The following is a 23,492-nucleotide window of genomic DNA, read 5'->3' as shown; positions in this document are numbered from 1 at the left end:
GTTATAAGATAATAAACGGCAAACACGTATGAAATTACATTTGAGCATTAATACAAATCTCATCGATAAAGGTGACCCCGAGAAGCCGGGTTGGATAAATGCAGAATTTACACTTGAAGAATTTGTCAGTCACATCAAACGTGGACATGCCTACTCAGGTGGTGTCATCAAGGAAGGGAGAAGCTCCAAAAAGCCTGCTGCTGCTGACATAGCATATGCTCAAATCCTAAGTGTTGATGTTGATAATGAAAAGAAAATTTACAACAAAGATACTAAATCCTATGACAAATACAAGAAGGAACTCGCTGATGAGTATCTACCGTTTGACATTGCTGCTGCTGATCCTTTCGTGGTGGAGAATGCTTTATTAATTTATACATCTCCATCTCATACTGAAGAATGGCACCGATTTAGGATAGTTTTCTTACTACCGGAAAAGATTCATGACATCGTCGAATGGGCGGAACTTTCTACTGCTTTTATCAAAAAATATGACTCCGATAAGTCTTGTAAAAATATTGACCGTTTCTTCTATGGTCACTCCATGTGCGAGATGCATGTTTATGGCAATCAGTTAGATAGTAAAGTTTTACAAAGCTTAAATCATGCTGAAGAAAAAGAAAATTATGAGGTCGTAAAGTATAAGAAAAGCGGTTTGAATGGCGACATCACGGCTGAACTTGCTGAGGAGATGTTAAGTTACATTCCTAAACGCCTCGATTATATGGATTGGGGAAAAATTGTATCGGCTATCGGTAATACTTTTGATGAAGCAACCGCTGTAAGACTTATTGAAGCTTGGAGTCCGGACGAAAAGAAAGGTACTCGTTATAAAATCCAACACCGAAACAAAAAACCTACTATTGCTTCTGTTATTGCCATCGCGGCTGAATTCGGTTTTGACAAATCAAAGATTTATTCCAGACTTACCAAAACGGTTGTTACGACAACAGGTAAGCTTATTGATAAAGAGTCCAAGTTTACTCATTATCCTTTTACGGACCTCGGCAATTCTGAAAGGCTTGTTGATGCTTACGCAGGAAGGATTAAATATAATAACACTTCAAAATCATGGTTCATTTGGACAGGTAAGTATTGGAAAAATGATGAGAAGAATTATATCATGCAAATGGCTAAAAAGACTGTCCGGAAAATGTATGATGAAGCCAAAAAGCTTGATGATGCTTCAAAGCGTACTGATTTGATAAAGCACGCAGTAAAATCCGAAAGCCACTCGCAAATTATGGATATGATTCGCTTGGCAAAAGCGGAACCTCAAATATCTGCTATTCAGAGTGAATTTGATAAGGATAGTTATCTGATTAATCTGCAAAATGGAATATATAACCTGAAAACGAATGAGTTCATGGAGCATAATTCTGAGCTTATGTTGACTCGATGTTCCGGTGCCGAATATGAAGAGGATGCTCATTGTTATCTCTTTGAAGATTCGCTTTTTACGATTTTCGATGATAATATTGAGCTTATCGAGTATGTTCAGCGAGCAATGGGTTTGACTTTATGCGGCGCTCACCTGGAAGAAATTTTGTTCTTCTGTCATGGTGCAGGGAAAAATGGTAAATCTGTATTTTTCAATGTCATGAAGATGGTCTTTGGTGACTATTTCCAAAAAGCACCAACGGAGATGTTGATGTTGAAGCAGCAGGAAGGTATTCCAAATGATATAGCTCAACTTCCGGGAGCTCGGCTTGTAGTTGCTGAAGAATTGCCTGAAAATCGTTCGCTGAATGAAAATAAAATCAAGAATTTAACAGGTGGTGACACAATATCTGCGAGGTTTTTACACAAGGATTATTTCACTTTTCAGCCTACTCATACTATGTGGATCTATGGCAATCATAAGCCTATCATAAAAGGCACAGATGAAGGGATTTGGAGGCGCATATCGCTTATTCCATTCACGGTAACAATACCGGAATCGAAACGCAGACCTCAACATGAGTTGATGAAGGATTTTGAGTTAGAGAAAAATGGCATTTTTCAATGGATTTTACATGGTTGGAAGGAGTATCAACGCATCGGACTTAATCCTCCAGATATTGTTCAAAATGCTGTCAAAAATTATCGTTCTGAGCAGGATGGCTTAGGTGAATTTATCAACGAGTGTTGTATTCAAGACAATGCTCTCGATAAAGTAACAGCTCCTGACCTTTGGACTAAATATCTCGAATGGTGCAAAGCATCAGCAACACATCCGTACACTAAAAAACGATTCTATTCAAAGATAGAAACCATTCAGGGTGTATCTGTATCAGAAGGAAGTGGCAGAATGAAAATTTTTAGAGGGATAAAATTAAATAATGATAATGTTGAACAACCAAGTGCATTTTAAGGTGGTTAAATGATGAACACAGACATTAAACAGAAGCCAATAAAGGCGTTTATACCTGAATCAATCGGCTTGACTATGTTCCTTTCAGAAAAAATAATACTAACCAAGAATCCAAAAGATAAGGTTGTTGGAAAAGAATTATTTGAAAAGTATTTGTTGTGGTGTGAATCGCGAAAATGTATTCCATATACAAGAAATAGATTCTACTTAAATGTTGAAAAAGTGGGAAATATTGCTTCTGAAATCTCAGCTAAAAGCAGAAGAAATTACTTCGAAATCAAAATTATAGAGTAAAAAAAAGATGCAAAAATCCTATTCACTAAAACGAGATTTTCACTTTTTCATGCCATTGTGTAATATATACACAATAAAGGGGCTTATTTTGGCTAAAATTTGTAAAATTGGGGTCAAAAATCATCTTAATTTTCAAATTATTTACGGTGAAAATGTTGCAAATGCTGTGATATTTGCGTGTAGATTTTACACATTGGAAAGTTTTTCACCAAATCGTGATTTTGGCAAAAAAAACGCTTTTGCAAGTGCTTTAAAAATAAATAAGTTACAAAGCCTCGTGCTAAAGGTGAAAAAGTGCGTTTTTCATAAACCTACCTATACGTGTGTGTATAAGACAGGTTTATATAACGTATCACTTTTTCACCTTTAGCACAAAAACGAAAAAATCAACATTTTAAAGAGCAAAATTTTATGACAAACGAAAAAATCATAGAGCATTGGAAACAAAAATTAGCGAATGCTAAAACAGCTGTCGAAAAGAAAATTGCTGAAGAAAGACTTGAATCATATTTAGGGTCTCCGACAACAATTGCTGATAAGGAAAATGACAAAAGCGTGCAAACTGTGCTTGTTGAAAGTGAAAGTCCGGTGATGGAATCAACTCTTGTGTTGTCTGACTTGATTGCAGAACGGGATAAAATGCAACAAATGGTGCAAAAACATCCTCACCTGCAAACGATAATTGATAGCTTGGACATTCAGATTGCTAAAATTGAAGAAAGCAACAGGGCGCCTTATACGAAGTGGGCATATGCTAAAGATGTCGGTCCACTCACTTTCATTTTTGATTACAAAGGTGAGGTGATGCGAACAACGGTTGATTGGGATGCTTATTCAGATTTCAAACCATTGTTTGACGATTTCTTGATTCTCGATAGAGCTGTCGAAAAAGAAATTGCATCATCAAAGTGCTATTTTACAAACATCACAGATGTGTTGCAAGCAAGAGCAATGGTTATAGATACTCTCGTCGTAAGCCAGCAATATCGGGTAATTCATGAATCAATTATGAAAAAAGCAAAAGAAATGAACATTGAAGGAGAAATAATATGCTGAGTATGCACAGAAATTTTGAAAATGGATATCCATGTGATAGCGGAAGTGATTTTGAAAAAGACTTTCAGAATGTAGCGCCTGCAGATTTTTGGGCAGAGCTTTCCAAAAAGCAATTAATGTTAGCAAATAAGGCACTCAAAGTATTGCACTCATTGGGGATTGTTTATACAGCTCTGGAAATGCGAGTCGGCAAATCACGAGTTTCTCTAAAAACGGCCGAGCTATATGGAGCTAAGAATGTACTGTTTGTAACAAAAAAGAAAGCTATTTCATCAGTTCAAGAAGATTATCAAGTTGAAGGGTTTCAATTCAAACTGACAGCTACGAATTATGAACAACTCGGAAACTTATCAAATCCGGAACAGTATGATTTCATCATCGTTGATGAAGCTTCGATGATTGGAGCTTATCCAAAACCAAGCCAGCGAGCAAAGAATCTAAAAAAGATTGTAGGCAAAAAGCCGCTAATGTTACTTTCCGGAACTCCAACGCCGGAATCATATTCTCAGATTTATCATCAATTTTGGATTTCTGAGCGTTCTCCTTTTACGCAGTCAAATTTCTATTCCTGGGCAAGGGAGTTTGTTAAGGTTAAGGAAATGTACATTAAATCAAACAGGGTTAGGAATTATGATGATGCAATCGTCGAAAAGGTCAAAATGTTCATTGAAAAGTATTTCGTTGTTTATACGCAAAAAGAAGCAGGATTTTTGAGGTCTGAAGTTTTTGAAAAGATTTTTTCTGTCAAAATGGACCCGAGAATGGATTTTTTGAAACGTTCGCTTCTGAAAGACAAGTATTACAAGTTCAAAGATGGTCAGGAAATCGTTTGCGATTCGGCGGTCAAATTGCAAGGCAAAATTCATCAACTTTCGTCAGGAACTGTTATAACTGAAGATGGCACATTGAAATTTCTCGACGATTCGAAAGCAAGGTTTATTAAGGAAAATTACGAAGGACAAAAGATTGCAATTTTTTACAAGTATCAAGCTGAAGGTGATATTCTCAAAACGGTATTCCCGGATTGCACGAGTGACCCCCTGGAATTTAATGCAACAGACAAGGTTTTTGTTTGTCAGATTCAAGCAGGTGCTATGGGAATCAATTTGAAAACAGCAGATATTCTGATTTTTTACAACATTGATTTTTCAGCTACGAATTACTGGCAGTCACGAGCAAGATTGCAAAGTTTTGATAGAAAAAGTCTTCCTGAAGTGCATTATTTGTTCTCGGAAAATGGAATTGAAGAAAAGATTTATCAAGCTGTTAAAAATAAATTGGACTACACTACGAAATATTTTAAAAAAGATTTTCTTGCGGTAACGGAGGGTTTATGAGATTTTTGCTTTCGATAATTGTAGCATTATTGATTTTAACATCTTGTAGTGATGTTGTGAATGTGACCGAGTGTGATTGCGAAAATCCATTTGTGGATAGTATATCTACAGTAACGATTTCACGTGTCATCGATGGAGATACTTACAAATTCGGGCTTGGTGCGGACACGATAACGATTCGTTTGCTCAACATTGATTGCTTTGAGGTTAGGAATACTCAAAGATTACGCGATCAAGCTGAGGCAAAACAAATAACTGTTGACTCGGCTCTTGCTCTCGGGTTCATGGCTGAGAACTTTGCGAATCAATTCATGCTTAATCGGCAGGTAAAAATCCATCGTGATTTTACTGAGCCGAACATGGATAGTTTTGGAAGATTGCTGAGGCATGTATTTGTTGGCGGAGTTTCGATGGCTGATACTTTGAAATCATTAGGTTTGGTGTTCGAGGAGTGAGATGACAGAGAAAGCATTGCAAAGCAAGATTCTGAAGCATCTCAAAGCAACCGGTGCTTACATTGTGAAAACCGTTGTGTCAAACCGAAATGGTGTTCCCGACATAATCGGATGTTGGCAGGGACAGTATTTTGCTGTTGAAGTCAAGTCACCCGGAAACAAAGCAACAGCTCTGCAATGCTACAATCTCGAACAAATTAAGGAGGCAGGAGGTCAGACGATTGTCACTTCGAGCTTCAATGAGTTTATCAAATTTTTTGAGGAGGATGTCATGGGTACAGCAGTTGGATGTAGCAACACAACAAAATATAAGCTTTCACAGCTTAAGAAAAAGTATGGGGTCAACGTTACAAAAATTCTTGAAATGGCAGTAGATAATCTGCCGGAAGAGAAGATTGCAAAAGTGTCGAAACTACACAAGCCGACGTGACGTTGACTGATATTGATGTTAAACATAATTGGCGACAGGAGAAACCAACACATGGAACTTAAAGAGGAGATTTTAGACAACCTGAAAATGGAGCATCTATCAGGGGATATCCAGCTTGTTGCTGAAGTGATAGACCTCCAAACAGCAAGAAAATTACTCGCAAGATTTGACGGATTGACACTACACATACCATCGACCAGGTTCATGGATGAACTGCTTGTTGATTATTTGAAAACGCGGTACAGTGGCAAACCGATGGATAAGAAAACTGAATATCAGATTTCACAAGAAATAAATCGTCCATTGCGAGAGGTTCGCAAATTACTTTGTAAAATCTGACTTGCCAAGTTTTGGCTTGTCAATTTTTGGCAAAAGACAAGCCCCTTTCGGGGCTTTTTGTCTTGGCTGTTGTTTTAATTACATTCTTCGTCAAAAACCAATTCTCTAATTTTTTCTTCAATCTCTTCGTCAAAAGAATCTCCAGAGACATAGTGAATTTCGATGCAATATTCTTTGATGCCCCATTCGTTTTCAATTTCGATTTCCCATGAATATTCGCATGATTTTGTTACCATTTGGAAATCGTCTAATTGTTCGTTGTACTCTTCGGTTTCCCATTCGAAGGTTGCTGTGAGTGTTGTTCTTAAGTTTTTCATTTTAAATCCTTTAATAATTCGTATTGTTGATTAATTACATGTCTAATGTAAACCAATATAATGACTTGTGCAAGTTTTATAATGTGATAAGTCTATATAAATCAACTATTTATGTAGATTTGTTTGATTTATTTTAAAATATTTTATTTGCCATCATATGCTGTGCCGTTAATTGAAAATCTGTGAAAATAAAGTTTTGTTTATTTTCTTAAATAGTTGATTTATATAGATTTATAACTTGCGTGTGTTAAATTAATGTGTTAAGTTAGACATAGAAAATGTTAAACAATTAGAATTAGAGGACTTAACACAATGACACAACAAGAAATTTTAAACAGCAATCAAACCAAGACATGGAAGATTGAACAACTTTTGAGACTTGGCTTGAGCAGACAGCAAGTTGCAGAGTTAGTAGGAACAAACTACGGTTTCGTTCAGAATGTTTTTGCAAACATTTTTCCTGAGAGGATTAGAACCAGAGGGAGAAGGGAATTAAGAGAAGCGATTCACAGAGGCTTCAGATTGGAAAGCTTTACATTCAACCATCGCTTTGGAGTAGAAATTGAAATGTTCGGAGTAAGCAGAGATGAATTACGAACCGAATTAGCAAATGCCGGAATTCCAATTAGAGAAGGACAAAGATTAACATCGAACACAGGATATTGGAAAATTACTTCAGACGGTTCGATATCAGGAAACAACAGCCTCGAATTGGTAAGCCCGATTTTGGAAGGGACACAAGGATTGGCAGAGTTAAAGACCGTGATGCTTATTGCGAGAGGATTGGAAGGGAGAGTAAACAGAACATGCGGATTGCACATTCACCTTGATGCAAGAGATTTTGAATTTCAAACTTGGAAAAATTTGTTCATCAATTACGCAAAGATTGAAAAGCACATTGATTCAATCATGCCAAATTCGAGAAGAGCCAACAACAACACTTATTGCCAAAGCATGAGAGTTTCGGAATTTGAAACAAAGATTAAAGCAGCCCGGAACTTGGGAAACATTGTTGACAGCGTGAAAGCATTGCACAGGAAGATAACCGGAGACAGCAGATATTATAAAATCAATGCGAGTGCATTTTGGAGACACGGTTCGGTAGAATTCAGACAGCATGGCGGGACAGTTGATTTCAAGAAAGTAAGCAACTGGATAAAATTTTTAGCGAGATTGATTGAATTTTCCAAGCAAGGAACTTTCCAAACTGAGAACGAGAATGAATTCGATAATTTTTTAGATGAACAAACAATTGCTTATTTTAGAAGTAGAAAGCAAGAATTAGCTTAATTATTTATTTATTATTATTTGGAGTATAAAATGATTTACAAATTGAACACAGGCGAACTCATCGAAGCAAAAAACGCTGATGAGTTCGTCCAGAAGCTTAACGAATCCTCAATGTTTGGTTACTGTGAAAACATCAAGGATTTCATGCAGCAACTTGCTGAGAGAGTGATGGTGGATAAAAGCAAGGAAATAAACAACCGAACAACAGGTTCTTTTGTTGCGGATCTAATCGAAAGCGGATATGTAGAAATACTCTAAGCACAAACTTAGAGCTATTTAAAAACTTTAACATAGAAATCTAAAAAAGCATCTGCTATATCTTCGAGAACTTCGTCCGGCAAACCGTCTTCGGGAAATATTTGTCGAGCCGGCATGAACCGAGTCCCGTAATGCAGATGAACTGCATACGGGACGTTGGTTCCGATAGTAACCCCTTCACGTGATGCTGAGTAGTTGATAGAGCCAAGCAGTCCGGCATCACCTGCTGTTCTTCGCAAAATACGTATAGGTGTGTATCCTTTTCGTTTCCTATCCATTCTTGTAGAAGGAGCGAGCTTCTCCCATTTTTTGTTATTTGGGAAATAGCCACCGATTTTTATAAACTGTTTACTTACAGCTGTAAGTAAAAGTTTGCCAACTCTATTGTAAAACGGATAAAGGTCTATTTCTTTTGCCACCATCGCTCGGATAGCATTGCGAGCTTCATCAGCCAAGATTTCAAATCTGAATTTAGTGTTCTCACTCATTGCTTTATTTTCTCCTTTAATTCCTTTGGAAAGCCTGACAAATCAGGCTCAAATGCTGTGTTCGGCAATTTGCGAAACTCAGGAGCGTTCAAGTATTTTTTAGGTATTGTTGATATTTCCTTTACTGTCAATCCTTCACGCTCTCGTTGTTTTTCGGTGATGGAAACATAGATAGTACGGCAATGAAAGTGTCGTGGAGAATACATCAGCTTAAGATTTTTATCCTTAATTTTAAAGCAGATGTTTTGCTCGTCAAGCCACTTGCATCCGGGCGTGGACTTCTTATCATTCATCGTAATTGGTTGCAGGTAAGGAAAGTAATCAACATCTTCACTCTGTTGTTGGAATCGTCCACCATTGTAAGCGTTAGAGATGTTTTGCGTAACGACGAGGTCAGCGTGCCATGCTCTCAGATTCATGCTCTGCCGGAACTGTTTCTTGAAATCACTTAGAGGTGTGCCGTTTGCGATAGCATCGGAAATTAACTTCTTGGCATCCATCAGGTGATTTGCGTTGTTTACTCCTGCAATTTTGAAAGCATCTTTCTCAAACTGTTTTAGGAAGTCTTCCCAATCATCGGAAAGCACGATGCCGAGTGATTCGAAGTAATCCCTCACTTCTTTCGGGTCCTTCTCGAAAGCGATTATTAAATCTTTAAATTCGATATCCATTAGTCTATCTCCGATTGGTGGTAACCATAAGCATTCATTACTGTCATCATGCGATAAACGAAGTCTTTTTTGTCCTGAATATTCAAATCATCATAAACATTGAAAAGTTTATCTTCGAGTTCTTCGTAAGATTCTGCATCGTCAACAAATTTGGCGATAGTTTCGATAGTGGCATCTTTCAAACTTTTGAATTCCATTGAAGTTAGTACATGCTCGGCGAACTGATCCTCCAAAGTTTCAGTCTCTTCATCATTTTCATTGCGTATGTTTTGAACAGGAAGCGGAATAAAGTTTTTCTTTACTGTTTCTTTCTCAGCCGGTGCCTCTGTGGGAGCTTCAATAATCTGTGGACTCTTATTCAAAGTGAAGTATTTCTTATCAATATTGAACTCAGTTTCGATGTAATCTTCGTTTGGCGTGAATCCAATTGCTGACAGCGAGGTCAATAAATCTGCTTTAGCTTGATACTTCTCCATATCGTCGAGTTGGAAAAATCGAATTGTGCAATGTTTTTGTCCCGGAAAATTTAACTCATGCTGCCAACGCAAAAGAGTGTTGATATGTTGAATCAGAAATTTAGTATATGCCTCTATCCTATCAACTTTAGCAGATAGCGCCATATCCTCACTTCCGAGTTTTCCGGGTGTTGATGATGATGCGCCTTCATGACCAAGGATAAGAATAGATAACTCCGTGTTGCAATAGTCAATGAGTCTGCCATAAATATCTGCACTACCGATTGAGCCTGATGGGAATAAGTCAACCTCCGTGCCTTCCGGGTGAGTGATAACTTTTTGCTGCACCATCTTGCCAAGCAAATCATTAAACCACTCTGTGAAAGTCTCTATGTCCATGTTCATCAAGCTTGCTGCTGCTTGAGTAAATGTTCCTTTGACACCCGGCGAGCCGTGAATTTCGGTAAAGATAGTCCAGAAATCTGCAACATTGTTTTTGATAAATACTTTTTTGTAGCAATTTAGGAACAATCCGTTACCATATGGATTCTCCCAGCTTGGCTCATAAGTTGGCGAAATTAAGCGATAAGGTTCGATTTCCTGACCGTTAATATCACTTGGTTTAGTTATGATTTTTAAAACTCTGTCTATATCGTAGAAAAAAGCATTGTGAGGGAGCTCAATAACTTTGTCAATTTCGTAGTATTTATCCTTTTTCCATATCACATTCAGATACTGATTGCCATAAAACATGCTCCAAACAATTTGCTTAATGAGATTGTTTGATGTCAAACGTGCGAGAGTTGAATTTGCGAGCTCAACTTCAGCGGCTGATGCGCCATTTTTTACTACTTCATATTCGAGACTTGAAATAGCCTCAAAGACGGTGCTAACACATCCGCGAACAAAAGCATCCATGAGAACTTCTTGAAAAATATCATGCCCTCTTTGTCGGAGCAGTTTGTTCGGATTCGGTAGTAACTTGTTGTAACGACTGTATGTGTCATTAAGAGTTTCAAGTCTATCAGTAATGGTTGACTTTTTCTCAACCTTATTTTTGATAACATTGATACTTTTTGTAAAATCGTTTTTTTCCATTTTCTAACCTTACATTTTGTTGAGTGAATCTTTAATTGATAGTCGAGTGTTTTGAAGAATATTCTTCGGAAAGAACATTTTTTGTGTTGTCCAATACTTCACACCATGCGTATAGAGAGCGTAGCGAAAGGCATCCATCGCGTGGTCGTTAAATTTGAGAGGCGAATCGTCAATAATGTTGCCGTTTTTATCCTCCTTATACTTGTAACCCTTAATTTCTTTCAAAATGTAGGGTGAATCCGAAAGGATGTTCAGGTTGTATCTCTTGCAATAGTCAATTCCGGGTTTAACAGCTTTGTCTGCCGGATGAATATTAAACCCGGCTCTGTAAATTTCGTCAATTCGTTGAGGCTCCGCAGAATCTGCATAAATGAAAGCATTGCCGAGATTCATGGTTTTAAATTTTTCGATTAAATCACTGTTCGTAAGTTTTGTTTCATAGATGCGTTCTCGAAGATAGATTTCATTGTCAGCGTTAGTTATTTCAACGAGCGCTGTAGGATTGTTATATCCGAAATCAAGCCCATAAATAACATCACCTGAAGGGCAAGTGTTGGCAGTTCGGAATTTAGTATAAATCAGATTGGTAGCTTGAGCTTTCTCTCCAAGTCCGTATATTTTCCAATAGGCTGGGTCTTCAATTTTCAATCTCTCGATTTCGTCAACTTGAGATTGTGGCAAGAAGTCATAATTATCCAAGTATGTGCTCTGGATGAACTTGACATCCTTGCGAGGTAACACACTGTCGTAGATCCAATGGAATTCATCAGCAGGATTATAATCGCAGAATGTTTTGCCACGCGTACGCATAATCAGCTGCTTCCATTCATCGAAAGAGAGTAAGTTTACTTCATTCACAAACAATATATCACGAGACGGACCGCGTAATTTATCCCCGTTATCAGCTGAGAAAAACTCCATGAATACGTTGGGAGAGAATTTGTAAATCATTTCAGTTTTATTAAACTTTTTATCTTCGTATATTCCCATTGATTGCATAATTTTAAAAAAATCTCGTAAAGAACCTTTTTTGATATGTGGCAAAGTGTGCGACACAGTTGAAATTTCAAGAGGCTCGGTAGAATAGTAAGCTTCGATACATAATAATTGCAGGATTGAAAAAGTCTTACCACTCCGCGTACCTCCTTGATTGACAATGATATTGTAATTTGGGTCATTGAAAGCAAGATGATTTGCGTAAAACACAGGCGAAACACTTATATTGATTTCATCAATCATCATCTTCTTCAAAATCAATTTCTTTTGGAATCTTCTTTTCTTTGAGTAAATTAGACTGAGACCCCGACACATTGATGCTGATACTTGGTTTGATTTTTTCACCTCCGGAAGTATGGTCAAGTCCCATTTTCCGAATATCTGTAGGTTCGCCACGCGTCTTACGTTCCAAGTCAGCAACACTCACAAGCACCTGTGCTGATTTGAAAGTTAGAGCAAGTAACTCTTTCGATGACATATCTGTAATATCCTTCGTGTCACCACGTTGAATTTTCTTAAGCAATTCGATAATCGGGAAGTATGCAGCATAGATAGTATTCTTGGCATAATCTGCGTGCCGAGAAGCCATTTCCTTTACAGCTTTTTCGGTTTCTTCCATTTGGATTTTATCGAGATGGCGCTGATAAGCATCAATCCGTTCAGTCCATCTCCAGATTGCTGCAATGTTACCGATATTGCGACGTGCAATATCTACTCGTTCAGGTGTATTAAAGATTTTAGCGACATTTCGATGCGAGCGAAAAATACCCATGTCTCGATATGATTTAAAATATTCCCACGCTATCGTTGATTCTTTGGGCTGCTTTTCCCATTCAGGATAAACCAACACTTTCTTCGATGACCTCATTGAAGTAATCCTTATTTATTAAACTTCCATTCAATTTCACTTCGCATTGTATATTATTATCTTCGCAATATTTGAAGTATCGAAGGACAATATTATCCACAAATGCCGGAGATAATTCCATAACAAAGCATCTTCTAACAAGTTGTTCCGCAGCTATAAGTGTTGAGCCGGAGCCTCCAAATAACTCGAGAACAATTTCATTTTCTTTTGAGCTGTTCTTGATAGCTCTTGCAGGCAGAGTAACAGGTTTCTGGGTTGGATGGATATAATTTCGATTGTCTTCACGATTATATTCCCAAATATTATTTTCATTATTGGGACCAAACCAACGAGCCCCTTCCCCATTACCATTTACCGCGCCTTTGCCTGCAAATATGCAAGGTTCGTATTTTCTTTTATATCGAACCCATGAGAGAGGCGCAACTTGCTTAACCCAAATGATTGGAACTTTGTCAATTGGAATTTCAAGTTTCTCAAAAGCGTTTAGGAAAGTTCGAATGTATGAAGTAGCATGCCAGACGTAGTAATGAGCGTGTTCAATCATATTTAGTTTCGCAAGCTCAAGGAATTTAAAGACAAACTCTTCATAATCTACATCTGCCATTGAATCATTCCAGTCTGTACAGTAAACATCAGTCCAATCTTTACCGGTCTTGGAGCGTTTTTTATTGAGTTCGGCATATTGCACATTGTAAGGGGGATCAGTATGAAGCATATGAGCCACTTCCCCATTCATCAATCTTGCTACATCGTCTTTTGAGGTAGAGTCACCACAAAGCATACGGTGATTGTTCAACTCATACAAGTCTCCGGGCTGAGTTTTGGGTTTTTCTCGGAGTGGTTCATCATAATCATCTTCGATGATATCAGATAATGGGATTTCTGAAGAATCAAATTTCAACAACTCTTCAATTTGCTTTGAATCGAAAGGCATTGTTAAATCAAGCTCGCCTGTATCGTAAGTTAGTTTCAAATCATTCATAATCCGAGCGAGTTTTTCCGGGTCATGCTCGAATCTGGTTTCATTAGTTTCGATTGCAATACGCTGTGCTTCTGCGAGTGATATTTTACCGTGGTCGTAAGCCACAATGAACTTCCTGCCTATGGCATCGTTGCTGTCTAAGCGATGATTACCATTTACAACTTCATAAAATCCTGTTTCGAGTAACCGGACTTGAATATTTTCAACTTGCCCAATTCTTTTTATGTTATTTGTTAGCTTTTCGCTTGTAAAATCATTGTTGTTTTTGTAGTTCCAATCAGCTTTCACGAGTATTTCTCTCGGAAAAACTTTATATTGTAAATAGTTATTCACCTCATACTCGGGAATATTCATTTCTGATAGCTTTTTTGAGTTGAAAAAGGGAATAATACTCTTTTTAAGTGCTTCTAAATCCATAATTGCTCCAATATTAGTGTAACCATACTACAAAAGTGTGTTATTTTTTATGCTAAATTACTTTCCAAATCACTTGCTAAATCACTTGCTAAATCGCATGCTAAATCGCATGCTAAATCACATGCTAAATCACATGCTAAATCGCATGCGATTTGGAAAAAAAAATAACACAAGTAGTTTATACTTTTAAAAAAAATAGATGAGGGACTTATGGAAATTGATATTTTTGGACAAATAACACCTTGGGGAGATGAGGACTGGGGCGTATCTGCGAAGATGATACGTAAGAAATTAGAAAACCACAAGGAAGGTGAAGAACTTACAGTTTACATCAATTCTGTTGGTGGAAGTGTGTTCGAAGGCATCGCAATTTATAATTTATTGGCAGAAAAAAGACCAATTATAAAAATAATTGGTGAAGCAAGTTCAATAGCTTCTGTAATTTCGTGCGCCGGACGAGAAGTAATGATTGCAGAGACTGCTATGATGCTTATTCATAAGCCCTGGACAGTAGTAATCGGCAATGCTGATGAAATGCAAAAGGTTGCTAAAGACCTTGAGGCAATTAAAGATTCCATCATCGCTGCATACAAAACAAAAACTGGCATGGAAGCCGAAGATATTGATGCTTTGATGTCTGAAGACCGCTACATGACAGCTACCGAGTGTTTAGAATATAAACTTGTTGACAAAATCTACTCGCCAACACAGGACGAAGTCAAAAAAGTTATTCTTGCCAAAACACAAATTTACGCAATGAAACATCGCAACTCAAAACCAATAACAATAACTGGAGGAAACATGGACCCCAAAGATGCTCAAATTACTGAGCTAAACAACAAGGTTGTAGAATTCTCATCGCAAATAACTGCGATTCAATCAGAGAACGAGACCTTGAAAACGACCAATTCGGAATTGATGAAAACTCATGATGAGTTATCGACACAAATTTCGACATTGAACGCACAAGTAGCTACGATGCAACAGCAAGAACTTGTTAATCAAGTTAGACTTGACATCGAACGAATTAAGGACAAAATCCTTCCTGCTGAAAATTCAGAAGAAAACAAATACGAACTTGAGCAAGAGCTAATCATGCTCAAAACTTTGAGTATGGACGAAAAATATCGCATCAATGGCAAGACTCCGTACGACAAACGAATAGAAGAAATCGCATCTCGCAAAAGTTTGTCATCACTCGAAGACCCATTGCCGATTTCTGCGGCTGTTGTCAACTTATCTCAAGTTGATTTTAATACAGAAGAAGGTCGTGAGAAGACCCACGAAGCAATCTTGGCAATCATGAAGCGAGACAGCATTGACGATTACAACCAAGCATTACAAATTTTAATGAAGGAGATAGAGAAAGATGCCTAACAAAAGAACAAAAAACCTGAGACTGGGGGTTGATCCGATTCTGACGAGCCTTGCTCAGCAGTTTGAACAGTCAGCATTTGTCAGCCAATTTATTTTGCCTGACACTTTTGTGGAAAAGAAAACCGGAGAATATCCTGTTTTCGGTAACGAGCACATGCGTGTTCATGATACTTCCAGACCAATGAAAGCACCCGTGAAAACGATGCCAACGGACAACTGGAGTTTAAAAGAGTTTATGTTGAATGAACATGCTTTGGAAACGGCTCTTGATTATCTCGAAATCGAAGCCGCTGAAGATGTGATGGATTTGGAAAAATACGCTCTTGATGCCTTGCTCGCTTCTTTGTATCTTGGCAAGGAAGTAGAAGCAATCGAGTTAATTCAAAATACTGCTACATATAGTGTTGACCATGTTGAAGCTTTATCTTCGGGTGAAGAATTCAATGATCCGCTTTCTGACCCATTAGTGGTAATTCAAGATGCTATGGAAACAGTACGTCGCAAAATCAACTACTTACCGAACGTCCTTATTTTTGGTCCGAGAGTATTTAATGCTCTACAAAATCATCCAAAAATCTTGGATAGAATTAAGTATACTCAAACCGGGATTGTATCAGAAGCACTCATTGCAGGACTGATTGGCAACAATGTAACAATTAAAATCGGTTCAGGTATGTACGAAGACCCGGCTACTAAGACTAACATTGACTTATGGGGAGATGTTGTTGCAATGGCTTACAATAAGAACCTTGCAAGAACAAAATCTAAGTTCGAACAAAGCTTCGGAAAGACTTTCCTTTTGAATGGATATCCTGAAGTGTCGTTTGACTCAGCAAATCATAGCAAGTTGCAACTAATCGCTGCTACAATGTTCTACAAAGCACACATTACTCAGAAGGATGCAGGCTTTTTAATCACTAATGCTTATGTAGAGTAAGAGGTAGAATATGAATAAGTGTAAAATAGCGGTCGGTATTCGCAAAAATGGAGTTCGGTATAAAGCCGGCTCCATAGTCGAACTAACTGATACAGAGATTGCTAGATTGGGCGGAATTGTGACCATTATGGAATCAGTTCCGGAAGCGACAAAAGAAACAGGAAAGGAAATCAAAGCTCCAAAAGGTGGTGAGCAATCCAAACTTCCTGAGACGGAAAAAACAACTGAAAAAATCGAAACACAAACTATTAAAGGAGATAAATAATGTCTAAAGTAAACCCAACCTATGTGCCTCAGAGCAGAATAGGGGTAACATTTGGAGCAGCTGTCGGCGGATTTAAATTCATAACCCCAGCTGGAGTTTTACCGGCTGCCGGTGCCTTGGCTCTTGGAGTAACTGAACACGAATGGGACAATGGAGATGAAGGTTCTGTAGTAACATCCGGTACTATCTTGGTGAAAATCAAAGCAGAACTCACAAAAGGTGCATTAATCGCATCCGACATTGCAGGTGACGGCGTTTTAGCAGTAGAGGGTGATTACGTAAACGGCATATTGCTGCATGATGCAGCAGCTGACGAAGTTCAGGAAGTGTTCTTGACTAAATTCAAATTACCAGTAACAGCTCCATAAAAAAAATGTTTAATTTATTAAATAGAGATTATATCACAAGCAAGATACCTGAGCAAGATATCAATGCTTTTACTAATAATGATTCGGCGCCCGATAAACTTGAGCTCTTGATGAGTGAGGCGGGCGCTTATATCGATTTGATGTTATCAGATATTTATGATTTAAGCGGAGTAGCTTTGGAAAGTGAAAATTTTCCATCGAAACAAGTGTTGACAAGGATTCAATTCGAGATTTTTAAATACTTCTTGTACCAAATGGTGTATGATGACGAGCAGATGAAGGCAGTAGTTCTTTCATATCAAGAGCAATTAAATATGCTTGAGCGGATTCGCAACGGTTCAATAACATTAGCGGGAATTCCACGAAAAACAAGAAAAGGAATCGCTGTAACAAGCCCTTCTCAGGTATTTACAAAGTGCCGATTGGAGAGCTATGATAATTGAGCTGAGAAATAAAATCAAAGATGATTTGATTTCTGGATTTAAAGAAGCCGGAATTAGACCATACATCACTGTTACATCATTTCCTGATTCACCTGAAGCATTAGAGAGTATTGGCAAGGAAGCGCAAGCCAAACCCGACGGTGCTATTTACATAGCATGGTCTGCGGAAGAGCCGGGACCGAAAAGTGGAGGGATATACGGAAAACTCATTGATTTGTTTACCATCTTTATCTTCTCGAAAAGCCAGGAGGGTGATGATGAGATTATTCAACATTATGAATTGGCAAGAAATATACTAAACAAAAGTTTCTACTTATATCGCGGAGAAATGTCACCTGTTAAAACGGCGAAAACCGGACTTTACATCGCTTACTTACAGGTCGGCATTCAGAACATATATCAAGGACACTAACATGGACAATTGGCTGATACTTGGAATAATACTCGAATTTATTTTAGCTGTTTTCCTTCTGCTTTTCGGCTTTATTTTAAAGTCAGCGGCGAATGCAGTTAAAGAGCTTAAAATCATTGTTCAAAGCCTTGTTTCTTTTATGGACAAACAAAGCGAAAAGAATGACAATTGGACAAAGCAATTCGAGTTACTGTGGAATAAATACAACGACCACTCAAAAGAAATTAACGATTCGAAAGATAGAATTAAATCAATAGAGTATAAGGCGAAATATGGCAGAGAATATAGAAAAGAAAACTGATAACATAGGTAAATTGCTAACAAAAATCAATTCCTTGTTATCATATGCTGATTTGCAAGAACTTGAGGTTGCCGGCAAAGTTGACCTATTGGTATTAAGCAAAGAAATACGCTTGTTGACCATAGCGGCTAAAGAAGAAGCTAAAAACATCACAGATGACCAAGCTGATGAACTTAGTTTGCGGTTTGGCGATGCGTTCTTTAAAATACTGCGAGGCTGACATGACTACGATTGATGAAAGACTAACAGGTCTTGAAGAAAATATTGCCGAAATATTGGAGCATATTAGACCCAAAGAAGTTAAAACCGAAGCAGACCCAAACCAAATGCTTATGGATGAAATAGTTGCTATTTCAAACGAGATGGATTTGTTAATTGACGAGGTTAAATCGGTTCGCAAAGATGTTCAAATTGCAATCGAACAACCGTTTGAGACATCAGAAGAACTTACCGAAGCTGATAAAAAGTTCAACACACGAAGAAACATCTTTGTTATAGGTGGATTAGCCGTAACAGGAGCATTGTCTTTAACTTTTTGGCTCTACTTTCTGCCACTATTCGCGGTTGCAATTGGAGTGTTCTTCTCATTTGGGATGTTGGCTCTGGTTTTAGCTTACGATGAATTTGTATTACCCGGAAACACAATTAAAAGGATAGCACAAAATGCGATTGCTTCCGCTATATTTATTCTTGCTCTTGTTGTCATTATTAGCACTGGCATTCAGGTCGGAAATTCCCTTATCTCTGACAGAAGTCAGAGCGAAGAGTATCGCCAACCAACTGCTACTGAAAGACAAGCAGAAACAAGAACAGAGCCAAGCATCGGAGACAGCGAGGAGTGAAATACCACTTCATGTTCAGCTTATGCTTGAATGCCTTCATGTTGTTGAACAACCGAAAGGCTCAAATCGTGGTGACAGTATTGATGTTTGGCGTAAGTATTTCGGCTTCTTATATCCTGTGCCGTGGTGTGGAATTTTTGGGGGGATAAAATCAAAAGAGGGCAAAGCATATCCAATCATTATGTCCGCACGTGCAAGAGATTATGCAGTAATTGGGCGTACTTATGCTTTAAGCGACGTAATTTATGGCAATTATATCCCTAAGCCCGGAGATTGGAGAGTAAAGCGAAGACCGGGCGGAGCACATGTTGACACGTTTGTTTCATGGGACACTTTAGCACAAGAAGGCATTATTATCGGGGGGAACGTGAATGATGCAGTAAAAATGAGGGAAATTACGCTTAGAGGCATGGTTGCTGACGGCACAACACATATAACTGATGTTACAAGTTATTATGAATTTTTAGAAGCGGAGACTAAAGATGAGATTCTTGAAACTATGGAAGGTATTGCGACCTATTATTCCGATTATTTTGACGGTCGCAGGACAGCTAATGGAGAAATATATAGACCGGAAGATTTCACAGCAGCACACAAAGAACTCGAATTTGGAACAAGAGTTAGAGTCACAAACATCAGAAATGGAAAGTCAGTCGAAGTCAGAATCAATGACCGTGGACCCTTCGCAAACAATGCAATAATTGACTTGAGTCGTGCAGCAGCAGATTCAATTAATATACGAAAAGGAAAAGTACTTGTAGAAGTGCTTAATTATTAAAAATATATGGAGTTTATCATGGAATTTTTAATTGAAGTATTTAATAATAATACCGTATTGTTTGGGTTGGTTGGATTGCTTGTTGTATGCTTTATAGGAATAATGTTATTGCAATGGATTGCAGATAAGACAGGCGTAAACACGGACAAACTTCAAGAGGAGCTAAAAAAGACTGCCGAAGATGCTCAAGTTGAAACCGCTAAGGAACTGAAAAAGACAGTTGAGAAAATTACTGATGGTGGTCAAGCTGAATCCGCTCCCAAAAACAAATACGCTCTCCGCGATGAAACAGGAAAGTTTGTCAAAGCTGACGGTACTACTGAAAAGCGTAAAGTTGGACGTCCGAGAAAGGTGCAAAAATGAGCGAAATAAACGAGAAACGTATCTACTTATTTGGTGGATTGACTGGGGTACTCATTTTAACCATTGCAATCTATCTACTCGCCGCATTTATAAACGTTGAATGGAATCCATTGGAGTGGAATATTGTTGTAAAAGCTGTATCTGCCATAGGATGGATGTATGGAAGTTCATATATCATGAAAGATTATATCAATGTTTTAAAAGCCACTAATAAAAAACAGATATGTGAAGTAAAAACACCAAAGGCAAAGCAATGAGAAACCGCGAACCTGTGACTATTAACATTAGCGACGAAGCACGGCGAAAAGCTGACAAGGCAGCTAAAGAAATCAAATGTAGCCGTAATGACATAATCGAATCACTACTCTTGTTTTTCAATGTAGAAATGTACGAACGATGCTTTAGGTATCAACAAATCCAAGATGCTTTAAAAGGGAAGTCATGAATAAATTAATCAAATCAATATTGTTATTCTCAGTAATACTACTTAGTTTGTCAAGTTGTGATACTGCTAAATACATATACGAGAATGTATCAATTACTTGGAAGCCGTTAGAAGCCCAAAGAAATACCGCTCCGATAGATTCCATTGTTGTGAGATATGAGCCGGTATATTGGACAGAACCGCCATGTATGGACGGCTCTACAAATGAAGTTGAATACGAAATACTTAAAGATGGTAACCTTATTTGGTGTCTCGATAATCCGTTTGCAAGACGTAGAGAAGTTTTGATTAAAGATACAGTTATATATATTTATAGGAAGTAACATGCTAACGGAGATGGTCAGGGGTGCGACTGAAAAGATTCGCTTTAATTATAGCTTGAATAGTGTTCCACAGTCATTAACGGGAACAACAATTGTGCACACTTGGAAAAAGTCACCAAAAGACCCTGAGCCCGCTCTAAGGATAAGTAAAACTGATCATGATAATGAATACGAAACTCTTGTTGTAATAACTCCTGCTATGACAAAAAATCTGGAATTAACGACTTATTATTGGGAGTTTGTCATCATAAAATCTGACGGTACAAGGATTTCGCGTAAAAAAGGACTGCAGGGACATCTTGAATTAACTTTTAATTTAGAGCCGATACCGGGGTAGAGATGGAACACATTATATCAGTCAATATAACCACCGAAGTTCACGAAGTTGAATTGAAAGAAACAAAAATTGCTGTTTTGGAAACGGACAGTTCAACTGCAAATAACGATGTTGGTCACAATCACGACGAACGCTACTATACTAAAGCTGTTATTGATGGTAAGTTAGATTTAATTCACACAACAGGCGAAGTCATCAATGGACACAGATTGGTTTACTTGAAAGATGGACTTGCTTATAAAGCATCAAACGACAACCCTGAATGCTTCAATCGTTTAGTTGGAATGTCGGTAAATTCGGCAAGTTTAGGCGATGCAGTGACAGTAAGAACCGGAAAGATTGTAAATCCGGGTTGGGGATTGTCAGCGAACGCAATTTATTATCTTGGGCTTGATGGCAATATTACATTGACTTCGCCAAGCACAGGAATATGGCAAATTGTAGGTTACGCATCAGATACAGAAACTTTAATTGTAAATATAGAAATAGGAATAATGAGGTAAATTATGGCACAGAAATATTTAAAAGTAGGTACTACGAACCTTGAAGAAGTAGAGGGGTTAGTTGCAAGTTCGGGTGCAGGAGATGCAGGTAAGATTATAGCAGCGGATGCAACAGGGAAGTTAGATGCAACATTCTTGCCTGTTGGTGTTGGAGCAGATACAAAGTTAATTGCTGCGAGCGAGAATTTAGTAGCAGGTGATTATGTCAATATTCATGATTCAAGTGGTGAAAAGGTACGTAAGGCAGATGCTTCAACAATCACTAAGAAAGCCGATGGTTTTGTTCTTGAAAACGTTACAGCACCCGCAAATGCAACCGTTTACTTAGGTAACAAGACAAACAATCAAAAATCAGGATTAACAGTTGGAGCGGTTTATTTCTTAGATGCTTCTACTCCGGGCGGAGTTACAACTACAGTCCCTACAACAGCAGGACACATCAGACAGAGACTTGGGAAAGCTATCAGTACAACTGAAATAGCTACTGAAATCGGCGAACCAATAATAAGAGCGTAAAGTGGCAAAAGCTGTTGGCATAAATGGTAATAATTTGGAAGAGTTTGAAATTGCGTCAAGTGCAGGATTAATAAAATATACTCAGTCCAATTTAACAATTAACTTCAATAATGGGTCTTGGATTGTAGCTACTATAGCAGCAAACGCAAGTTTTTCATTATCTAACATACAAGAGAATTTCGCATATTTAATTACTGTGAAAAATTCATCAGGCTCCGGTATTGTAATAACCTTGCCGAATACAGCAGATGAATTTCAGAGGGCTACCGAAAGAATAGCGGCGTCTTCCAGCAAAGATTTTTCTATGATTTATGACGGAACTATTAGAAGATGGTTGGTGAGTGACAATTATTCGTAAAAATATAAATTTTTAGATATGGATGCAAATATAAGAAGAAGAGTTTTTGGTAAATCATTACGAATGATGGCTTCCGCTCATTTAACCCGTTTATGGAGTTATCTGGATGGCGTCTGGTCTGAAGAACAACCTGTAGGTAATGTAAATCGAAGATGGTTTGGTAGCTGTGTAGATGGCGACCAAATGGTTGCTGTTGTGAATAATACTGCAGGCAGAGTATATTGTAAATTGAATGGTGCTTGGGCCGAACACCAACCGGCAGGAGACTTTGATAAATATTGGATGGGAGCATCTATTCATAAGGGTCAAATAATAGTTTCAATAGAAAATTCCATAGATGGTAGATTATATAGTTATAATGGTACTTCATGGTCTGAAGAACAACCTGCAGGGAACGTGAATAGAAATTGGAGACCGGTTGCTATAAATAATGGTCAAATGATAGCAGGGGTGAATGCGACGACAGGAAGATTATACAGCAAATTGAATGGGACGTGGGTAGAAGAACAACCTGCTGGAAATGTTGATAGAGTTTGGTGGTCGGCTGATATAAATAATGGTCAAATGATAGCCACCTCAAGGTCATTGTCAAACGGTAGAGTTTATAGTAATTTATCAGGTACATGGGTTGATGAACAACCGGCAGGCAATGTGAATAGTAATTGGGGGTGTTGCTCTATAAATAATGGTCAAATGATGGCTGGAAATACCGCTCGATTATATAGTAAATTAAATGGAGTGTGGGTTGAAGAACAACCTGCAGGGAACGTGAATAAAGATTGGGCAGGATGTGCTATATATGATGATATACTTCTTGCAG

35 protein-coding genes are annotated in these 23,492 nt (G+C 38.0%); 28 read left to right on the top strand and 7 right to left on the bottom strand.

What is annotated here, in order from left to right:
* Positions 1-28: 28 nt before the first annotated feature.
* The 7 genes from M9949_14270 to M9949_14240 all read left to right on the top strand — a co-directional run bounded on the left by M9949_14270 (position 29) and on the right by M9949_14240 (position 6,264).
* The gene (locus tag M9949_14270) at positions 29-2,353 is read left to right on the top strand and encodes a phage/plasmid primase, P4 family (protein MCO5252569.1); all 2,325 of its coding nucleotides are present in this window, start codon (positions 29-31) and stop codon (positions 2,351-2,353) included.
* A gap of 9 nt (positions 2,354-2,362) precedes the next feature.
* Positions 2,363-2,647, top strand: coding sequence for a hypothetical protein (locus M9949_14265; GenBank protein MCO5252568.1), 285 nt, complete (start codon positions 2,363-2,365; stop codon positions 2,645-2,647).
* A gap of 411 nt (positions 2,648-3,058) precedes the next feature.
* Positions 3,059-3,703, top strand: a complete 645-nt coding sequence (locus M9949_14260) for a hypothetical protein (GenBank protein MCO5252567.1) — start codon at positions 3,059-3,061, stop codon at positions 3,701-3,703.
* Positions 3,697-5,040, top strand: coding sequence for a hypothetical protein (locus tag M9949_14255; GenBank protein MCO5252566.1), 1,344 nt, complete (start codon positions 3,697-3,699; stop codon positions 5,038-5,040). The genes M9949_14260 and M9949_14255 overlap by 7 nt, the downstream gene beginning before the upstream one ends.
* Positions 5,037-5,495: a hypothetical protein gene (locus M9949_14250; GenBank protein MCO5252565.1), complete on the top strand. Its 459-nt coding sequence runs from the start codon at positions 5,037-5,039 to the stop codon at positions 5,493-5,495. Before M9949_14255 ends, M9949_14250 begins: the two co-directional genes overlap by 4 nt.
* A 1-nt stretch (position 5,496) precedes the next feature.
* A complete protein-coding gene (locus M9949_14245) occupies positions 5,497-5,925 on the top strand; it encodes a VRR-NUC domain-containing protein (GenBank protein ID MCO5252564.1) in 429 nt (142 codons plus the stop codon).
* A 15-nt stretch (positions 5,926-5,940) separates the two neighbouring features.
* Positions 5,941-6,264 (top strand): hypothetical protein, encoded by a 324-nt coding sequence (locus tag M9949_14240; protein ID MCO5252563.1) that lies wholly within the window; start codon positions 5,941-5,943, stop codon positions 6,262-6,264.
* A gap of 74 nt (positions 6,265-6,338) precedes the next feature.
* Here the strand turns inward: M9949_14240 and M9949_14235 are convergent, their stop codons facing one another.
* Positions 6,339-6,581 carry a hypothetical protein gene (locus M9949_14235; GenBank protein MCO5252562.1) on the bottom strand — a complete coding sequence of 81 codons (243 nt, stop codon included), beginning with the start codon at positions 6,579-6,581 and terminating at the stop codon, positions 6,339-6,341.
* A 312-nt stretch (positions 6,582-6,893) separates the two neighbouring features.
* Between M9949_14235 and M9949_14230 the strand changes: the two genes are divergently transcribed.
* Together M9949_14230 and M9949_14225 are read left to right on the top strand one after the other, a co-directional pair.
* A complete protein-coding gene (locus M9949_14230; GenBank protein ID MCO5252561.1) occupies positions 6,894-7,871 on the top strand; it encodes an amidoligase family protein in 978 nt (325 codons plus the stop codon).
* Between the two features lie 30 nt (positions 7,872-7,901).
* Positions 7,902-8,129 (top strand): hypothetical protein, encoded by a 228-nt coding sequence (locus M9949_14225; protein MCO5252560.1) that lies wholly within the window; start codon positions 7,902-7,904, stop codon positions 8,127-8,129.
* A 14-nt stretch (positions 8,130-8,143) separates the two neighbouring features.
* On the opposite strand, the gene M9949_14220 is transcribed toward M9949_14225, so the two are convergent.
* The 6 genes from M9949_14220 to M9949_14195 are packed head-to-tail and all read right to left on the bottom strand — an operon-like array spanning position 8,144 to position 14,104.
* Positions 8,144-8,617 (bottom strand): phage virion morphogenesis protein, encoded by a 474-nt coding sequence (locus tag M9949_14220; GenBank protein MCO5252559.1) that lies wholly within the window; start codon positions 8,615-8,617, stop codon positions 8,144-8,146.
* A complete protein-coding gene (locus M9949_14215; GenBank protein ID MCO5252558.1) occupies positions 8,614-9,288 on the bottom strand; it encodes a phage head morphogenesis protein in 675 nt (224 codons plus the stop codon). The genes M9949_14220 and M9949_14215 overlap by 4 nt, the downstream gene beginning before the upstream one ends.
* Entirely contained in the window at positions 9,288-10,841 is a 1,554-nt protein-coding gene (locus tag M9949_14210; GenBank protein MCO5252557.1) for a DUF935 domain-containing protein, read from the bottom strand. The genes M9949_14215 and M9949_14210 overlap by 1 nt, the downstream gene beginning before the upstream one ends.
* Before the next feature lie 9 nt (positions 10,842-10,850).
* The gene (locus M9949_14205; protein MCO5252556.1) at positions 10,851-12,083 is read right to left on the bottom strand and encodes a PBSX family phage terminase large subunit; all 1,233 of its coding nucleotides are present in this window, start codon (positions 12,081-12,083) and stop codon (positions 10,851-10,853) included.
* The gene (locus tag M9949_14200) at positions 12,073-12,705 is read right to left on the bottom strand and encodes a hypothetical protein (protein ID MCO5252555.1); all 633 of its coding nucleotides are present in this window, start codon (positions 12,703-12,705) and stop codon (positions 12,073-12,075) included. The genes M9949_14205 and M9949_14200 overlap by 11 nt, the downstream gene beginning before the upstream one ends.
* Positions 12,671-14,104 (bottom strand): ParB N-terminal domain-containing protein, encoded by a 1,434-nt coding sequence (locus M9949_14195; GenBank protein ID MCO5252554.1) that lies wholly within the window; start codon positions 14,102-14,104, stop codon positions 12,671-12,673. Before M9949_14195 ends, M9949_14200 begins: the two co-directional genes overlap by 35 nt.
* A gap of 210 nt (positions 14,105-14,314) precedes the next feature.
* On the opposite strand from M9949_14195, the gene M9949_14190 reads away from it, so the two are divergent.
* The 19 genes from M9949_14190 to M9949_14100 form a co-directional block, all read left to right on the top strand.
* Positions 14,315-15,481 carry an ATP-dependent Clp protease proteolytic subunit gene (locus M9949_14190; GenBank protein ID MCO5252553.1) on the top strand — a complete coding sequence of 389 codons (1,167 nt, stop codon included), beginning with the start codon at positions 14,315-14,317 and terminating at the stop codon, positions 15,479-15,481.
* On the top strand, positions 15,474-16,418 hold the full coding sequence (locus M9949_14185) for a major capsid protein (GenBank protein ID MCO5252552.1): 945 nt from the start codon (positions 15,474-15,476) through the stop codon (positions 16,416-16,418). Before M9949_14190 ends, M9949_14185 begins: the two co-directional genes overlap by 8 nt.
* A 10-nt stretch (positions 16,419-16,428) precedes the next feature.
* On the top strand, positions 16,429-16,683 hold the full coding sequence (locus tag M9949_14180; GenBank protein ID MCO5252551.1) for a hypothetical protein: 255 nt from the start codon (positions 16,429-16,431) through the stop codon (positions 16,681-16,683).
* A complete protein-coding gene (locus M9949_14175) occupies positions 16,683-17,051 on the top strand; it encodes a hypothetical protein (GenBank protein MCO5252550.1) in 369 nt (122 codons plus the stop codon). The genes M9949_14180 and M9949_14175 overlap by 1 nt, the downstream gene beginning before the upstream one ends.
* Before the next feature lie 5 nt (positions 17,052-17,056).
* Entirely contained in the window at positions 17,057-17,494 is a 438-nt protein-coding gene (locus M9949_14170) for a DUF1320 domain-containing protein (GenBank protein MCO5252549.1), read from the top strand.
* Positions 17,484-17,906: a hypothetical protein gene (locus tag M9949_14165; GenBank protein MCO5252548.1), complete on the top strand. Its 423-nt coding sequence runs from the start codon at positions 17,484-17,486 to the stop codon at positions 17,904-17,906. The genes M9949_14170 and M9949_14165 overlap by 11 nt, the downstream gene beginning before the upstream one ends.
* A gap of 1 nt (position 17,907) precedes the next feature.
* Positions 17,908-18,207: a hypothetical protein gene (locus tag M9949_14160; protein ID MCO5252547.1), complete on the top strand. Its 300-nt coding sequence runs from the start codon at positions 17,908-17,910 to the stop codon at positions 18,205-18,207.
* Complete coding sequence (locus tag M9949_14155) at positions 18,179-18,427, top strand: hypothetical protein (protein MCO5252546.1); 249 nt, start codon at positions 18,179-18,181, stop codon at positions 18,425-18,427. The genes M9949_14160 and M9949_14155 overlap by 29 nt, the downstream gene beginning before the upstream one ends.
* Positions 18,375-19,049 (top strand): hypothetical protein, encoded by a 675-nt coding sequence (locus tag M9949_14150; GenBank protein ID MCO5252545.1) that lies wholly within the window; start codon positions 18,375-18,377, stop codon positions 19,047-19,049. Before M9949_14155 ends, M9949_14150 begins: the two co-directional genes overlap by 53 nt.
* A 22-nt stretch (positions 19,050-19,071) precedes the next feature.
* Positions 19,072-19,827 (top strand): septal ring lytic transglycosylase RlpA family protein, encoded by a 756-nt coding sequence (locus tag M9949_14145; protein MCO5252544.1) that lies wholly within the window; start codon positions 19,072-19,074, stop codon positions 19,825-19,827.
* Positions 19,828-19,845: 18 nt separating this feature from the next.
* The gene (locus M9949_14140; protein MCO5252543.1) at positions 19,846-20,190 is read left to right on the top strand and encodes a hypothetical protein; all 345 of its coding nucleotides are present in this window, start codon (positions 19,846-19,848) and stop codon (positions 20,188-20,190) included.
* Positions 20,187-20,447 (top strand): hypothetical protein, encoded by a 261-nt coding sequence (locus M9949_14135; GenBank protein ID MCO5252542.1) that lies wholly within the window; start codon positions 20,187-20,189, stop codon positions 20,445-20,447. Before M9949_14140 ends, M9949_14135 begins: the two co-directional genes overlap by 4 nt.
* The gene (locus tag M9949_14130) at positions 20,444-20,635 is read left to right on the top strand and encodes a hypothetical protein (GenBank protein ID MCO5252541.1); all 192 of its coding nucleotides are present in this window, start codon (positions 20,444-20,446) and stop codon (positions 20,633-20,635) included. The genes M9949_14135 and M9949_14130 overlap by 4 nt, the downstream gene beginning before the upstream one ends.
* Entirely contained in the window at positions 20,632-20,958 is a 327-nt protein-coding gene (locus M9949_14125) for a hypothetical protein (protein ID MCO5252540.1), read from the top strand. The genes M9949_14130 and M9949_14125 overlap by 4 nt, the downstream gene beginning before the upstream one ends.
* 1 nt (position 20,959) lies before the next feature.
* Positions 20,960-21,295 (top strand): hypothetical protein, encoded by a 336-nt coding sequence (locus M9949_14120; protein ID MCO5252539.1) that lies wholly within the window; start codon positions 20,960-20,962, stop codon positions 21,293-21,295.
* A 2-nt stretch (positions 21,296-21,297) separates the two neighbouring features.
* On the top strand, positions 21,298-21,798 hold the full coding sequence (locus M9949_14115) for a hypothetical protein (protein ID MCO5252538.1): 501 nt from the start codon (positions 21,298-21,300) through the stop codon (positions 21,796-21,798).
* A 3-nt stretch (positions 21,799-21,801) separates the two neighbouring features.
* On the top strand, positions 21,802-22,314 hold the full coding sequence (locus M9949_14110) for a hypothetical protein (GenBank protein ID MCO5252537.1): 513 nt from the start codon (positions 21,802-21,804) through the stop codon (positions 22,312-22,314).
* 1 nt (position 22,315) lies between these two features.
* Positions 22,316-22,672 (top strand): hypothetical protein, encoded by a 357-nt coding sequence (locus M9949_14105; protein MCO5252536.1) that lies wholly within the window; start codon positions 22,316-22,318, stop codon positions 22,670-22,672.
* Positions 22,673-22,690: 18 nt separating this feature from the next.
* A partial coding sequence (locus tag M9949_14100; GenBank protein ID MCO5252535.1) for a hypothetical protein occupies positions 22,691-23,492 on the top strand: 802 nt, incomplete at its 3' end.

This window comes from Candidatus Kapaibacterium sp. (genome assembly GCA_023957315.1).
In the GTDB taxonomy this organism is placed as follows: domain Bacteria; phylum Bacteroidota; class Ignavibacteria; order Kapaibacteriales; family UBA2268; genus PGYU01.
The sequence above is the reverse complement of the archived record's forward strand: the minus strand, read 5'-3'. Positions and strand labels throughout refer to the sequence as shown.